General features: G+C 37.5%; 19 protein-coding genes, 2 tRNA genes and 1 pseudogene. 9 read left to right on the top strand and 13 right to left on the bottom strand.

What is annotated here, in order from left to right; translation table 11 throughout:
• Window positions 1-26: 26 nt before the first annotated feature.
• Together ACJHYW_RS14560 and ACJHYW_RS14555 are read left to right on the top strand one after the other, a co-directional pair.
• The gene (locus ACJHYW_RS14560; RefSeq protein ID WP_001142313.1) at window positions 27-509 is read left to right on the top strand and encodes a hypothetical protein; all 483 of its coding nucleotides are present in this window, start codon (window positions 27-29) and stop codon (window positions 507-509) included.
• Between the two features lie 58 nt (window positions 510-567).
• Window positions 568-1,140: a hypothetical protein gene (locus ACJHYW_RS14555; RefSeq protein ID WP_000177655.1), complete on the top strand. Its 573-nt coding sequence runs from the start codon at window positions 568-570 to the stop codon at window positions 1,138-1,140.
• Window positions 1,141-1,233: 93 nt separating this feature from the next.
• On the opposite strand, the gene ACJHYW_RS14550 is transcribed toward ACJHYW_RS14555, so the two are convergent.
• Entirely contained in the window at window positions 1,234-1,764 is a 531-nt protein-coding gene (locus ACJHYW_RS14550; protein ID WP_021513669.1) for a lipoprotein, read from the bottom strand.
• 434 nt (window positions 1,765-2,198) lie between these two features.
• Between ACJHYW_RS14550 and ACJHYW_RS14545 the strand changes: the two genes are divergently transcribed.
• Window positions 2,199-2,672 (top strand): DUF4755 domain-containing protein, encoded by a 474-nt coding sequence (locus ACJHYW_RS14545; RefSeq protein WP_061093011.1) that lies wholly within the window; start codon window positions 2,199-2,201, stop codon window positions 2,670-2,672.
• Between the two features lie 31 nt (window positions 2,673-2,703).
• On the top strand, window positions 2,704-3,081 hold the full coding sequence (locus ACJHYW_RS14540; RefSeq protein ID WP_001519851.1) for a hypothetical protein: 378 nt from the start codon (window positions 2,704-2,706) through the stop codon (window positions 3,079-3,081).
• 49 nt (window positions 3,082-3,130) lie between these two features.
• Here the strand turns inward: ACJHYW_RS14540 and ACJHYW_RS14535 are convergent, their stop codons facing one another.
• The 5 genes and pseudogenes from ACJHYW_RS14535 to ACJHYW_RS14515 form a co-directional block, all read right to left on the bottom strand.
• Window positions 3,131-3,742, bottom strand: coding sequence for a TIR domain-containing protein (locus tag ACJHYW_RS14535; protein ID WP_001519852.1), 612 nt, complete (start codon window positions 3,740-3,742; stop codon window positions 3,131-3,133).
• A 16-nt stretch (window positions 3,743-3,758) separates the two neighbouring features.
• Window positions 3,759-5,195 carry an SIR2 family protein gene (locus ACJHYW_RS14530; protein ID WP_001519853.1) on the bottom strand — a complete coding sequence of 479 codons (1,437 nt, stop codon included), beginning with the start codon at window positions 5,193-5,195 and terminating at the stop codon, window positions 3,759-3,761.
• A 293-nt stretch (window positions 5,196-5,488) separates the two neighbouring features.
• Window positions 5,489-6,443: pseudogene (locus ACJHYW_RS14525) on the bottom strand (hypothetical protein).
• Between the two features lie 55 nt (window positions 6,444-6,498).
• Window positions 6,499-6,885 (bottom strand): hypothetical protein, encoded by a 387-nt coding sequence (locus ACJHYW_RS14520; protein ID WP_021513673.1) that lies wholly within the window; start codon window positions 6,883-6,885, stop codon window positions 6,499-6,501.
• A gap of 127 nt (window positions 6,886-7,012) precedes the next feature.
• Window positions 7,013-7,237: a hypothetical protein gene (locus ACJHYW_RS14515; RefSeq protein ID WP_021513674.1), complete on the bottom strand. Its 225-nt coding sequence runs from the start codon at window positions 7,235-7,237 to the stop codon at window positions 7,013-7,015.
• Window positions 7,238-8,151: 914 nt separating this feature from the next.
• Here ACJHYW_RS14515 and ACJHYW_RS14510 point away from each other — a divergent pair.
• From ACJHYW_RS14510 to ACJHYW_RS14500, 3 genes are all read left to right on the top strand, one after another.
• The gene (locus tag ACJHYW_RS14510; RefSeq protein WP_001519857.1) at window positions 8,152-8,697 is read left to right on the top strand and encodes a replication/maintenance protein RepL; all 546 of its coding nucleotides are present in this window, start codon (window positions 8,152-8,154) and stop codon (window positions 8,695-8,697) included.
• Window positions 8,698-8,851: 154 nt separating this feature from the next.
• On the top strand, window positions 8,852-9,331 hold the full coding sequence (locus ACJHYW_RS14505; protein WP_061093067.1) for a DUF4756 family protein: 480 nt from the start codon (window positions 8,852-8,854) through the stop codon (window positions 9,329-9,331).
• 157 nt (window positions 9,332-9,488) lie between these two features.
• Window positions 9,489-9,893 (top strand): H-NS family nucleoid-associated regulatory protein, encoded by a 405-nt coding sequence (locus ACJHYW_RS14500; protein WP_061093068.1) that lies wholly within the window; start codon window positions 9,489-9,491, stop codon window positions 9,891-9,893.
• Window positions 9,894-9,956: 63 nt separating this feature from the next.
• On the opposite strand, the gene ACJHYW_RS14495 is transcribed toward ACJHYW_RS14500, so the two are convergent.
• From ACJHYW_RS14495 to ACJHYW_RS14465, 7 genes are all read right to left on the bottom strand, one after another.
• Entirely contained in the window at window positions 9,957-10,307 is a 351-nt protein-coding gene (locus ACJHYW_RS14495; protein WP_000505227.1) for a DUF6404 family protein, read from the bottom strand.
• Between the two features lie 104 nt (window positions 10,308-10,411).
• On the bottom strand, window positions 10,412-10,654 hold the full coding sequence (locus ACJHYW_RS14490; protein WP_001519860.1) for a hypothetical protein: 243 nt from the start codon (window positions 10,652-10,654) through the stop codon (window positions 10,412-10,414).
• A gap of 73 nt (window positions 10,655-10,727) precedes the next feature.
• Window positions 10,728-11,024, bottom strand: coding sequence for a hypothetical protein (locus tag ACJHYW_RS14485; RefSeq protein ID WP_032283297.1), 297 nt, complete (start codon window positions 11,022-11,024; stop codon window positions 10,728-10,730).
• Between the two features lie 44 nt (window positions 11,025-11,068).
• Entirely contained in the window at window positions 11,069-11,359 is a 291-nt protein-coding gene (locus ACJHYW_RS14480) for a hypothetical protein (RefSeq protein WP_059256365.1), read from the bottom strand.
• Window positions 11,360-11,440: 81 nt separating this feature from the next.
• Window positions 11,441-11,659: a helix-turn-helix transcriptional regulator gene (locus tag ACJHYW_RS14475; protein WP_021580845.1), complete on the bottom strand. Its 219-nt coding sequence runs from the start codon at window positions 11,657-11,659 to the stop codon at window positions 11,441-11,443.
• 215 nt (window positions 11,660-11,874) lie between these two features.
• Entirely contained in the window at window positions 11,875-12,711 is an 837-nt protein-coding gene (locus ACJHYW_RS14470) for a DUF6387 family protein (protein ID WP_021524272.1), read from the bottom strand.
• 278 nt (window positions 12,712-12,989) lie between these two features.
• A tRNA-Ser gene (locus ACJHYW_RS14465) sits at window positions 12,990-13,079 on the bottom strand.
• A gap of 93 nt (window positions 13,080-13,172) precedes the next feature.
• Here ACJHYW_RS14465 and mtfA point away from each other — a divergent pair.
• Entirely contained in the window at window positions 13,173-13,970 is a 798-nt protein-coding gene (gene mtfA / locus ACJHYW_RS14460) for a DgsA anti-repressor MtfA (protein ID WP_001302302.1), read from the top strand.
• Window positions 13,971-14,070: 100 nt separating this feature from the next.
• Window positions 14,071-14,146: transfer RNA gene (locus tag ACJHYW_RS14455), tRNA-Asn, on the top strand.
• Window positions 14,147-14,157 lie beyond the last annotated feature (11 nt).

The following is a 14,157-nucleotide window of genomic DNA, read 5'->3' as shown; positions in this document are numbered from 1 at the left end:
CGCATCATGTAGTTAGGGAGTTCATCTTGCCAACCATTAACGAAATAAAAGTAGAAGCAGTTAAATTTCGTAGATTAATTGAAAGTTGTGATAAAAAGAATACCAGCCTTGTTATAGACTGTTTTCCTGTTATGAGCTGTAAGCTTACCTCAATGCTTCTTTCTTACCATTTTCTGACACTATGGCCTGAATGTGAGCTAAAAGGAGTTAGCGCAGCTACCGGGAAAAATAGTCAAATAACCCATTACTGGCTTGAGATAGATAATATTGTAGTTGATATAACAGGGGATCAATATAACATTATCAATGATAAGGAACTAAACAATAAAATTATAAAAAACAGGCCATATCCTGCCATCCATGTCGTATATAAAGAAAGTAGTTATCTTTATAACTTATTCAAAATTCGAGATAAAGAACCTATTATACATGGATTTCCAACATTTAGTGAAGATTTTATTGAAGAAATGGAACTTGGATATAATCAACTATTCAACAGAAAAGAATGAAATAATAGTTAAAATATTATACCTTACTGGTATGAATCATTATACTTAGGAGTTAATCATGACAATGGAAATACTTACAGCAATTCTTGTTATCATTACAGGAATTTATGCATTTTTGACATACAAGATGTCGAGAATAAGCGAACGAACAGCTCAGATAATGAATGAGCAAACCGAGGCAATGTCTCGTCCTTATATAATAATCCAGCCAATGGTAAGACCTCACTCGCAATTCCTATACCTGAAAATTTATAATAGCGGTAAGACACCAGCCTTGAATGTAAAATTAGAATTAGATAAGGATTTTTATCAGTTCGATGAACCAACTAAAAACCTAAAAGAAACAAGTGTTTTTACATCAACTATTGATAGCTTAGCGCCCAATCAAGAGTTATTCTTCGCCCTTGGTCAAGGTTGGGTTATTTTTGGAGAATCCAAAAACCCTTTACCACAACAATTTACAATAACTGCAACGTATAGTTATATGAATAAAGAAGTTGTTGAAAAAAACAATATAGACTTAAGCCCTTTCATGCAAAGTGAAGGTGAGAAAAATCCTATTGTTGAAGAGCTTGAAAGAATAAGAAAAACTCAAGAAAAATTGATGAAGGTATCTAACAAATCGATATAATAAAATATCATTCACCACATTAAATGAAATACAATTCATGCCCCTTCTGTCACTTTCCACAGCGTAGCAGGGGCATTTTGATCCAGCATCCTTTTAGTTAGCTTTCCAACCATTACTGGTCTTAACTAAATTCATGGCACTATCAGCAGGTTCATTCATCCCTTTAACGCTGGCGAAGGCTTTTTTGTCAATCCAGCCCGGAACGTCAACCAGCTTCCACGTATAAGTCACGCGAACTACTTTCTGATTACCGTTTCCCGGCTCAGTCCATTCCTTAATCTCGTCAACAGCACGACGACCAACACAGGCACCGTCTGTTGTGCTCCAGACTTTGGCTTTTTTGCCTTCCTCTGTTATCCCTAATACATTCGAATCATAACCCTGCTCAAAAACCATCAGGCCCTGCTCAATAAAACCATCGAGGATCACTGAATTCGTCCCTGTGCCAGTCGAATCAAGTCGTGGCTTGGCAAGACGGATGGGGAAGCTGGTGTTATTGTTATCCAGCGAGAAGCAGTATTTGTCTTGCCCAATCTTGGCATTAATCGCTTTCTCAAACTCACCTTTCTCACCACATCCCGCCAGTGTCAGAGTTGCGCCTACAACGAGTAAAATCTTCTTCATCTGCTTATCCATCCTGATAATCAAAATTGCGTATGTTTTTTGACCTAATCCGGTCAGGGCTAGAGTTGTTGCGGGATCCGGCTGATATCACATGGCAAAATCACCGCTTAACCAATTGATAGGATTCAATTCTTTTTGAGGCTCGTCATATCGTTTAAAACGATCAAAAACAACCATATGATAGTTTTTAACTATCATAAATTGATATTCGATCGATTATAACAATTAATAACCGATCGATATCGCGATTTCAATCGTTATAATCTATCAATAACTCATTATCGATCTTTTATATCGATCATTATTTCAAGTTCTGATAGCCTTGCAACGCCGAGACCGACGCCATGAGTTTGGTGCAGTAGGACGTATAAAACGAAGCAAAGCTCTGTGAGCGGGTTCAGTCTCTTTAACTCATTTACATGGAGGAAGTAAGAGTGGAAGCAACAAGTATCGTTTTTTTAGTGGTGCTCTTCGTCATTATCATGACCGCAGCAGATATACAGAAGAAAAAGCACTACAACAGCTTTACGGAAGTTCTGGACGGCGACATTATTTCGTATGAATGCCAGCAGACAGGTATTGTAATTGATACTCAAAAACATACTGTCCGTATTTTCAATAAAGATAAAGACAGCACATATACTTTTGATGAAATCCGGGAAATAAATTATACGCTTTCAGAGGGTGGTAAGTTTTACGGCAATGGAACATTACGAGGTATGAATAATGCGGCTATTGCTAACTGGAGAGAACAACTTTCAGCGAATAAACGGTCTGGCCTAAATATTTTAACCGATGATATTAAAAATCCCATGTGGAAAGTTAATGTTCCCCTGAAAAATAAAAGCACTTCAAATCACGAACTTTGTGAGCGATGGATGCTGGTATTTAAAAAGTATGTTTTCTGAGTCTCACCTTTCATCTATTTATGGAACAAAAATGAAAAAATTATTACTTGCTATTTTTATCATATTACCACTTGGTGGCTGTACGGTTCATGGTAATAAATCCCTAACTGATGAAAATCATCAAACGGTTAAATTAAAAATCGTCAAGGGGAAAACTACCCAACAAGAAATTCTTGCTGCCTTTGGAGAGCCTCAGACACGCGCTACGAATGATGGGCAGGAGATGTGGAACTACTCAAGTATGACGGGAGAAAGCCAACTATCTAACTACATACCGGGCCTTGCTCTATTGACCAATAGCAGCACGGCACACATTAAATCACTGGATATCTGGTTTAAGGGTGATGTTGTGGAACGTTATGATTTTCGTCAGACTGCAAGTAAGACATCTCGTGGCCTGCTTGATTAATATGTGTATATATAGGCCACAAATAGTTGTGGCCCTTTTCCGTTATCATCTATTTTTGTTTATATAAATCGTAGGAACTTAATTTTTTAGATTTCTCATAGGCATTTTCAATGTATAAAGATACATCTGCTAAAAATCGGTCTTCTTCTATCAATGAAATATAAGAACCAGTCAATTGATCATATGATTTGCACTCAGGGCAACAATATTTATCTTCTGAAGTTAAATTAAACCTATTATTATTAATAATGTCATATAGTTTAGTTGTGTCAATAGTTCTTGATGAACATCCATCAGGCTTGATTGAAGAAGATACTAACCAGTCATAGCTATTATTAACCTTCATTATCACACCAACAATGCCATTAGTTCGGGAAGTGGTTCCTCCTCTCTTGTATTCTTTCAATGCATATTCAATTTCCCAGTCAATCCATTTACTTTTAATCATATTCGGGGAAATAATAACGATTAAAACAGATGTCCCGAAAATCATATTTTTAAGATTGTTCTTTATATTATCTACTGTTGTATTACTTATATCAGGAGACTCCGATGTTTCCCCTTTATAGTAAACAGCATCATCACCTAATGCCTTGACAATTTTGTCTCTTAAATCCTGTGCTTCACTATATTTATATGATATGAATGTTTCATGAGCCATAACTTCACCTAATATATTATTTATTCAGTTTGTTTATGATTTTTATTACAACTTCTATTGTTTTTTTTACCGAAAAATCTTTTTCAGTAAGCTCAGACAAATCATTATATATCCATTCATTACTTCCATAATATTTCTTAGGATCTTGTGATATTTGTTCAAATATATATTTAGACATATACCCGGTATTGGGTAAAGGAATTGGTACAAGGCCATGTTGAACAGCAATCTCAAACTCTCTAAATACTCCCCTAGCATTTACTATATCATTATTTTCCTCTTGTTTATTTCCAAAAATAAACAATGCAATACCACCAAGAGGAATCATTCTCTGTCTATACTCCTCCCAAAGTTCTTGAATATCTTTCCCCTTACTGACAGTTTGTGGAAATGGTCTAACAATGAGCTGTTCTTCTGATAATTTATCTGGCCTACTATAAATTGCATCCAACGCACCATTTATCACAGAACTTCCGACGCCCCATCCAAATCCATTCACTATCCTATAATTATTCTTTATAATCTCATATGCTAATGTGTGAATAAAATCTAATGCTTTAGGTCTTTCAAGATCCCCATATTTTTCTGCACTACCAGAAATAAATATCGTTTTCTTTTTAAATGATTGCTCTATCTTAGCTAGAATTTTAGGGATGTCAGAATATTCATCTATTAATAATACTTGTATACCAAATCTCTTGAGATCATCGATTCGCAGTTTTTGTTTTCTGATCTTATAATTTACTGTTTCTTCATCATCTAGGGAATTATTAGCCTCATTCTTCATAAAGCAATAGTGTGTCCTCTTGTCCCCAGAATGAGTATACAAACGACTCAAAATGTAATCCAGATTTGGGTCGGTAAAACTAAACCCTATGAATAGAAAGGTTTTTGATATTAAATCTCCGCTAAGTGCGGTGATAAATGAAGCGTGTGTTCTGTAGTATTTTTCATACTGCTCTTTATATAAAATAGCCTTGGATGGGGACGAAATATCACCATGCATTTTATATACTATCGCGTCTCGCTTAGGTCGTGTTGTATTTAAATCATCTATGTTTCTTTTTACATCTGCAATTTTGTAAACTTTCCGCAGACTATCTTCAATTAAAGTGTCATAGTTTGTTGTCCAAAATGTCTTAATCGGTAAACGAGCAATTATATTATGAACCTCTGATGGCTCGGCTTGCTCAGAAAACTCTTCGATTATCTTCCTTGTGAGTTTTGTAGCCCCTTTCTTTTCATTAACATGAAATTGAGCAAGCGATATTAGATCGTCTTCTTTATTAATGTCTAAACTAAGCTCTTCTGCTATATCGCTAAGTAATTCTTTCCAATCAACATAACCTTGACTTTTAGACATTCCTGCGCCAGAAAAAATAGCAGCACAATCATTTTCAAGATCTTTAACAAAATCTTTTATGAAAACTTCAATTTCATTACTAAACGTCATTACACTTATCTCCATTTTAACTATTATTCCCAAAAGTAGAGAATAAACCTTTCAACCGGAGTTCATGAAACAGCATCTAAAAATATTCTGCCGGATACGAGTAAAATCATACTGGATATAAAAACAGTTGTCGAGAACTAAAACAATTGAAAACATGGCCAGATGGCATAGATAATATTACATACGAAAATTATTAACCAGATAATATTCACGATGGTGATGTTTCATCGGACATCCTTACATTATAAAGAAAAACCAGATGCATATTTACATCATTTCTTTTCTTAAAATAGCTATAACGCTGGAGGCTCAGCCATTTTGATGTTGCCAATACGTATGGGCAGCCCTCCTTCCTGCTGGCACAACTTCTTAATGGATTGCCACTCCGCTTTTCAGACTCCATGTGAGAAGTGAGCGAATCAAAAGCACCGTCGGCTACGACGATGGTAGGTTCTTCATCTGTTTCATTGCCGATCGACTCCGTATTTGTGCTTTCAGCACGTTCTTCTTCCAGTTCAGCCAGACTCGCTTTCAGCTCATCAAGGCTGCTGGCTGCGTCTTTTGGTGCATAGAAGAACAGCCCGCTAATGAAGATGGCTTCCATAACCTCTCTAAAAGAAAACGAGGTATCGCCATAAACAAAGCAACTGTGCTTGGAACTCTTCACACCCGATACGTTTTTCTTCAGCAAACCGTCTTTCGGTGAAGTCATTAATGTCTGTTTGCTATAGAGGATTACAGGAAGATTTTTAATTTGTTGAACATCGCCGCTGATACTCCAGCGTTCTTTATCTCCTTTGATAAAGCCGGAAGCATCACAGCTACTTTCTATGTCAAACTCATCAGTCGGGAAGCGCTCGCGATTAAAATAGGTCGAAAAATCCTCCCCTTCTTCCATATCCTGACGCTTGTAAGCGCGATAAACCGAGCTTCGACGGTCAATTCCGATCCATTCAATATCCCATGCCGTTGGCCCGGACGGTTTTCTTACCTCATCTATATAAGCACCAACATCTCTGTCCAGATAAGCTGCTAACAAAGCCTTCCATGGTTCTATTGCCAGAAAGATACTTGCCAGCGTTGTTCCTTCTTCAATCAGAACGGTATGGTGGAAGAACCGGAGAAGAAAGAACGGATCGGTATTGGCTATGACGTTCTGGATGGATAGCAATGGAACGGCAGCGGTTTCATCGTAATTGGATTGAAACCGTAGTATTGCATCGGAACAAAAATTAACTTACCTTCCATTGCTCATCCTTCTCCTGTAGTTATCAGACTAAATATTTTACCAGATCATAGGTTATTATCGCATTTTGCTTTTTACTGATTCATATTCGTTGGTGTGATCCTTAAAAGTGCTTATTGCTTTGGGCAATGACCTGTTAAATAAACCATTAATCTCCTGTGATGCTTTTCCGTTTCTGACAACCATAATATATCCAAGAGTCAGATCTTGTCTTATCATTGGATTCAATGATTCTATACCTATGCTAATCCCCGTATTTTTGTATTTAGCAACCGGATACCCAACTGAACTATGGATAACAATATTGCCGCTATCTGCAAGCCTTGATAACATTCTGTCGCTGTATATCGATTTTCTTAAATCCTCTAAAACAGGGATATAGTGTTTATCCATTGTTCCTGTTAAAGTTGTAGGTATATAGATCTTTGTTTTTATTTTTAGCATGATATTTTCCTGTTATTGTTTTTATTTAATACCATGCAACTGATCGTAATATCAAAGATATTTATTATGTTCAATATAACTTTTAAAACATCTGCGATTTTATAGTTTCTTCACTCATCTGTGTGAGTTATGAAACCAAACGAATATAAATATTTTTCAACCTGTCTTTATCACAACGACTTACAGACTCTGATAACAGATAATGACTATAATTATTGACACAAATATTGTTGCCGTTTTCAAGGGTTAATTTCAATCCAAGTTCTGTATCTTCAACTTTGTTTATAATACAGATCATAAATGGTGTTTTGTCATGTGGATGGAAGAGTGTGATCATTTTGATATTGTTCATTGTGTTTGTCCTTTTTTATTTATTACTGGTTAATACTCTATCGCAAGTGTAAAAATCAAATATATTTTCATTTATTAATGATTTTACTTCTTATTATTAAACTTCTTTTTGAAAAGATTTTTATCTCTGTGCTTATGCACGGCTACGCCCTAAAACTGACATTTTGTATTTTATTTTACTACTATGAGGTAATAAGTGAATGTATTCGATCATAGTCAGATCTATTTTCCTTTTAACTTTTAATTCGGTTCCTATGTTTGAACATAGCATTCCTCCTCTGACATATAGCATTTGCTCTTAAATGTATAGGAAAACTATATCTTTAGTAGCAGCACTTCGTGATTGTTGCCAACAATCACTTTGCTGAACAGGGCTTGTCCCTGTTAATTATGGATTTATCCAAAAAAAGATCGCGTCGAAGACGCATATAAAGTAAAAGGAAAATTAATTAAGCTCTCACAGTAAATGCAGCGGTTCGTGATTGTATGCAACAATCACTTCGCTGTAATAACATAGTAAGGAAGATAAAGTTCAATAACGTTAGTAGGTGCCATTTATATAAGACACCAATCAACTAAAAAGAAGAACTGTTTTCTATATTTCATCCTTTTAAACGTCATCCAAAGCTTCGCTATTTGAATAATGAAGAAGAAAAATGCTCTCAAGCCAGTTATAGCTTAAAACAAAGTACGCACTCTCGGGAGTTAAAGTCCCGAATCCCGGTACTTAAGATGATAATCATTATCAATAATAAAAAATAATACAGCTCCTATTTTTACTTATTTCAGAACTTGAAGTTTTTAATAACCAAACTTCAAGTATTATTATTTTTATAAAAACTGCACTTAAAATATTGACTAACTAAAAATAGTACGTTATCTACTTTATATAAAAAGAATAAAGGGGAAAGTATTATGTTAGATAATAAAATAAAAAAATCAAGAAGAGGTCTACCTCGCCATGTAAAAAACCCATTCCTTAATGATACAAATATACATACAAAAACAGGTATCAGACGTATCACAACAGGAAAAGATCGCTTAGCCGTAGTAAATGAAAATACAGGAGAACAGGTTGGGCATGGTGGTTTCTTTCAGTCAATGGAAGTAGACAAGACACAGTTCGTGAAGCTTTATGTGGATGGCGTATCAGCTATTGAGGGTTTATCCTCATCCGGTAAGAAAGTATTTAAGATACTGTATCTTGCTATTAGAGACAATAAAGATACAGATACGATATTAATGTCATTCGATATTGTTGATCAAGAGATTGTAAAAATATCAAGAACGACATATTTCAAAGGGATGAAAGAACTTGCTGACAAGAAATTTATTGCTGAGACCATGATACAGAACTATTATTTTATTAATCCAGACTATATGTTTAATGGTGATCGTTTAACTTTCATGAAAACTTATTACTTGAAGGGTAAAAAGAAAACAGCGAATAATAAAAATTAATTACCAACGGGAAAACAGGTTAAAAAATCGCCGTAATAAACTACGATTACATTAAAGGTATTTTCTTGCCAAGAGAGAAACATCACCAATTTGACACCTGAACCATATCTCGTAATATAAATATATCAACCATTTTATTTACGAGGTATTTCTTATGAGAAAAGTAAAAACAGACAACAGTGATTTAATCGAATACGTAAATACAGTTAAAGAACTAAAAAATCACATTCCAATAGAAGAATACAGAAATGAATATCGTAAACTGCGTTCCGATGATATTCCATTGGTTAAAGCTCAGAAATTTAAATCTGCCCATACCGAACTTCGCAGACTTGAAAAAAAGAGAGAGTCTCTTATTGAATACTTTATTGACGAGTTAAATCCCATCAGCAGTTCAAAAGCTAACACATCAGCGAGATCAACTAGTAATCTCGATTTATTTAACGAACGCGTGTTATACCGTAAGGCTATTTCAGAAAAGAGTGATGAAGAAATAGTAGCCTTGGTCATAAAACAACGCACAGAAGCCGCTGTTGAGTTCCAACGTTCAATTGAACATAGTCTTGAGCAACTATCTCGTATCTCGTCAGAGTTCGAACCAGCAAGCCAAAAGCGCAGGAAAATGTCTCTTTAAAACGACTCTATGCTATTCGTGTGAAATGTGATGTATTAGATTGCTTATGCAATAATGTTTACTATATTATTTACTGACTGTTTTTTTTGATTTTTCCAACAGCACCGTAAGCATTATTTTTATTAATCGCCTATTTTAAAACACCGGATGACATACTATGAGTGAAGCTCTCAAGGCACTGAACAATATTCGTACACTTCGCGCACATGCTCGTGAAACAGATCTGACAACTCTGGAAGAGATGCTGGAAAAGCTCTCTGCTGTCGTTGAAGATCGCCGTGAGGAAGAAAATTCAGCCCGTAAAGAACAAGAAGAACGTCAGGCTAAACTGGAAGCCTTCCGCCAGAAATTGTTAGAAGACGGTATCGATCCTACAGAACTACTCGCTGCTGTTAGTTCATCCCAGCCTAAAGCCAAATCAACTCGTGCTCCTCGTCCTGCTAAATACAAATATACAGATGAAAACGGTAATGAGCAGACTTGGACGGGTCAGGGCCGTACTCCTAAAGCAATCGCCGCTGCTATCGAAGCTGGTAAGACACTGGAAGACTTTGCAATCTAACCGCTACAGCATATCCGGGCTTCACTGTTCTCAAGATAACAGGCCCGGAAAATATTCGATTTTTCATCCAAGGCTATCCCAGTCTGGCAGGTTGTTAACGACCTTTCGCCACCAATGATACGCAGCCATAAGAACACCAAAACAAATACCTGCGACGACGCTTGAGACAAATGCAGTGCCCGGTTGTATCCCTGTATCCTTCCAAGTAAAAAACCACATACAGATCCCCCATGCCGGACCAAACCATCCACCCATCAACAAAGTGATTTGCCAGAATGAGGCAAAAGGTAGCGGTGGTATCTTGAGTCCAGCTTTCCATGCGAGGTGTAGCAAAGGAGGGGCATAATTACTTCGCCACATCTTCTTGCTTTCCATGATGGCAATAGCGTGTTTCTTTTTAGCTTCAAAGCCCATACGGTTCCCTCCAGCTCCACCTTTACTCATCTATCGATAAAAAGCCACAATAGACAATAATGATTATCAATTCCATGTATGTAAGTCAAAAATAACTCAAATAGTCATTCCTTTAGATCTTCTGGCGAAACCCGGTCACATGCCATTTTCTCAAGCATTCTTTGTAATCTTTTCATTTTCAACTTACGCGCTTTTTTCTCACCAATCTCCTGATAGTATTCTTCACGACGTTCGTTGACCACGCTCCTGAAATTTTTCAAAAGCTGTTCAAGTGTTTTGATGTCAGTAGTTGCGGCTTCCGCTTGGATTTTTTTATACATATACATCACATGAAATTCATCGATCATTTTTTAGCTCCTTGAATAGACAAATAATATTTGTTATCAGCCCCAAGAAGGGGCCGATAGACACCAGAACATATCAACATATTGATTCCGCCAGAACCGTATAATGCATTTTGGCTAATGCCTGCTTAACCCCCTTAAAATCCACCTCAGATAGTTTTTCAGCCGCGTTCTTTTTCCATGCTTTTTTCAGAAGATGTTTCTCCGCATTTCTCATCGCCAGATCGATTAGCCTACAGACAAACTCATGATCCATTACATGCGTTATAATCATATTACTGGTCGTTTTATCCTTTGAGTTAAAAAGCTCCGCGTAGATATGCAAGGACACAACATAAAAGATTTCAGTATTTTTATTTTTAAATGTATTCATTGGCTTTTCCTTTTGGTTAATATTAAAAATGAAATGCTGTAGCATTAGCGGTATACACACTTATAGACAATCCAAAGCTGACGAAGGTGTTGTTTTACCTTACTGTGGCTTACTTCTCCATAAATCCGATTCCTTTGGTCTTCTTCTGTGTCATCATAAAAATGATATCTCGTTTTTTTAATGATACTTTCCATAATGTCATTCATATTGTATTTATTGTTGAGAAAATAATAAAAATCATCTGGTGCATTCCTCTGCAATTCGTCCATATAGTTCCTAAAATAACATTCGGCTTGTTCAATAAACTGTTTTGTCGTAATAAGTTCTATCTTCATATTCTTCTCCATTATTATTTAGGATAATAAAATGCCCTGTGCGAACAGTTATCTGTTCGACACGAGATCTTGTTTCTGTTTTTATGCAGCGTTCTGGCGTGAGTTTCGAATAGTCGTTTCAATCCATTCATCAATCTCACTTTCAACAAAAGCAACACACCTCGGACCTATTTTTACTCTGTCAGGAAAGTTTCCTTCCTTAATACGCTCATATAAAGTCGTGCGACTGAATCCCACTCGATTTAAAACATCAGGAACGCGGATAAATCGTTTTACGCTGGTTTCAATATTTTCTTTCATTGTCTGTCCTCTATTATTGTAAGTAATCTCTATGAGATTTCGCTTTTCTCTATGTTGTTTCGACGTGAACAATGATAGCGATTTTGCTTATGGTAATTTAGGGACGTTCAAAGAAGTTTTTTTTGAAAAATTCGAAGGGGCACGGATGGAAAGATAACGGTTAACACTGGATGAGATCACGTTCGCTCGGAGCGAACGTAACCCTTTTACTTGGCTTATTTTTTCTTATTCCTGTCGTCTTCTACATGCTTTTCAACAGGGGAGTCTTTCAAGTGGTTGTTTTCCATCATGTAATCTTCAAGCGATTTCAGATAGCTCGCATCCGTCAGAAAAGCCATTGCTAACGGGTAGTCCGTTGCCTTTAGCATTCCTTCATCACGATCGTTGTCGCTGTCCTCGTGAAGCAGCGAAGAAATCAGTGAAAGCGGGATTTTAATGCCGTTATCTTCTCCCCAGAAGATCAGGTCCATCATCGGGATAAGACGATATTCAATGATTTTTCTGAATGTGCTTTTGCCGAAACGATACTCTCTTGGCGCTGGAGACTTCATCTTAAGCTGTCTCTTCCATTGAGGGATCAGCACTTTCAGATGTTCAATGATTTCTTCAGTTGATGCCTCTTCCAGATGAATATCGACAGTAATGCGTGAAAGATTATTAAGGGATGTTTCTTTTAGATACTCGGACAGAAATTCGGATTCGCTTAACGCGGAAAGCTCAGGCGTGGCTTCGGTTAATGCCAGCGTTTTCGCATAAAATTGCGCGTGGCTTCGTGTCGTAGGATTTACCGCGTAGGTTCTGGCAAGCTCATGTCCAAGGGTAGCGGTATCACCACTGAAAAAGATTTCACCGCTGAGGATCTTGTTGCGGTAATCATCCAGCATTAATCGGTTAAAGGTAGGTATGGTGTTCCGGCTCAACAACATTCTGTAAGCCAAGATACGCCGCTCAACCTCAACATAAAACTGCTGTAAGGTGAGTTTCTCTATCGCCTCATATCGTTCCACATCAAACCATGCTTCCAGTGCTTTCCTGATTTCACTTCTTTTCATCCATCCTCCAACAATCCATTTCCTTTGATATATCTTCACAGGATCCGTTTGGAACAATTGAAGTTCAACTGTTTTGTCATCAGAGACGGGGGAATGGCTAAGTTGTTGTTAAGAGTGTGAACTCGAGAGCATAAAAGTGGATGCCCGACGCGCGGCAAAATGGTAAAAAACAGCATCAGTAGTAAGAAAAATTGAGCGAGAGAAAGGAATTTTAATGCAGGGATTTATGCATGACAAAATCAAAAATACTTTGTAAGTGATTGATTTTGTTGAATGATTGGCGGAGAGAGGGGGATTTGAACCCCCGGTAGAGTTGCCCCTACTCCGGTTTTCGAGACCGGTCCGTTCAGCCGCTCCGGCATCTCTCCGTTCAGATGGTTGCCATGATGCCAGGAAATTTGGCATTTTAACAGTCCCTGTCCGTGCAATTTTGTTCAAGTGACGAGTTTGCGAGCAAAACGATGATTAAGTGGCCCTGGAAAGTACAAGAATCAGCACATCAAACTGCCCTTCCCTGGCAGGAAGCACTATCGATCCCCCTTTTAACGTGTCTGACGGAACAGGAACAAAGCAAATTAGTCACTCTTGCCGAACGTTTTTTACAGCAAAAGCGGCTTGTTCCTTTACAGGGCTTTGAACTGGATTCATTAAGAAGCTGCCGGATAGCACTTCTATTTTGCCTACCCGTTCTGGAGTTAGGACTGGAATGGCTGGATGGTTTTCATGAAGTCTTAATTTATCCTGCGCCATTTGTGGTCGATGATGAATGGGAAGACGATATCGGTCTGGTGCATAACCAACGTATTGTTCAGTCAGGTCAGAGCTGGCAGCAAGGGCCTATCGTTTTGAACTGGTTGGATATACAAGATTCTTTTGATGCTTCTGGTTTTAACCTGATTATTCATGAAGTCGCTCATAAGCTGGACACCCGTAACGGCGATCGCGCCAGCGGAGTTCCCTTTATTCCGTTGCGTGAGGTTGCTGGCTGGGAACACGATCTTCATGCTGCAATGAACAACATTCAGGAAGAAATCGAATTGGTTGGCGAGAATGCGGCGAGCATCGATGCTTATGCTGCCAGTGATCCTGCTGAATGTTTTGCCGTACTTTCTGAATATTTCTTTAGCGCCCCAGAACTTTTTGCTCCTCGTTTCCCTTCATTGTGGCAACGTTTCTGCCAATTTTATCAACAAGATCCTTTGCAGAGACTGCATCACGCTAATGATACAGACTCGTTTTCGGCGACGAATGTTCATTAATTAACAACTTTGCAGATTAATTAACCAATTGAAATGACTTATGAAATTTATTGTTGACAGACAAGGTACCGCTAAGTAATATGCGCCCCGTTCACACGATTCCTCTGTAGTTCAGTCGGTAGAACGGCGGACTGTTAATCCGTATGTCACTGGTTCGAGTCCAGTCAGAGGAGCCAAATTTTAGTCT

Source organism: Escherichia sp. WS3063 (genome assembly GCF_046486595.1).
Lineage (GTDB): Bacteria > Pseudomonadota > Gammaproteobacteria > Enterobacterales > Enterobacteriaceae > Escherichia > Escherichia coli.
The sequence above is the reverse complement of the archived record's forward strand: the minus strand, read 5'-3'. Positions and strand labels throughout refer to the sequence as shown.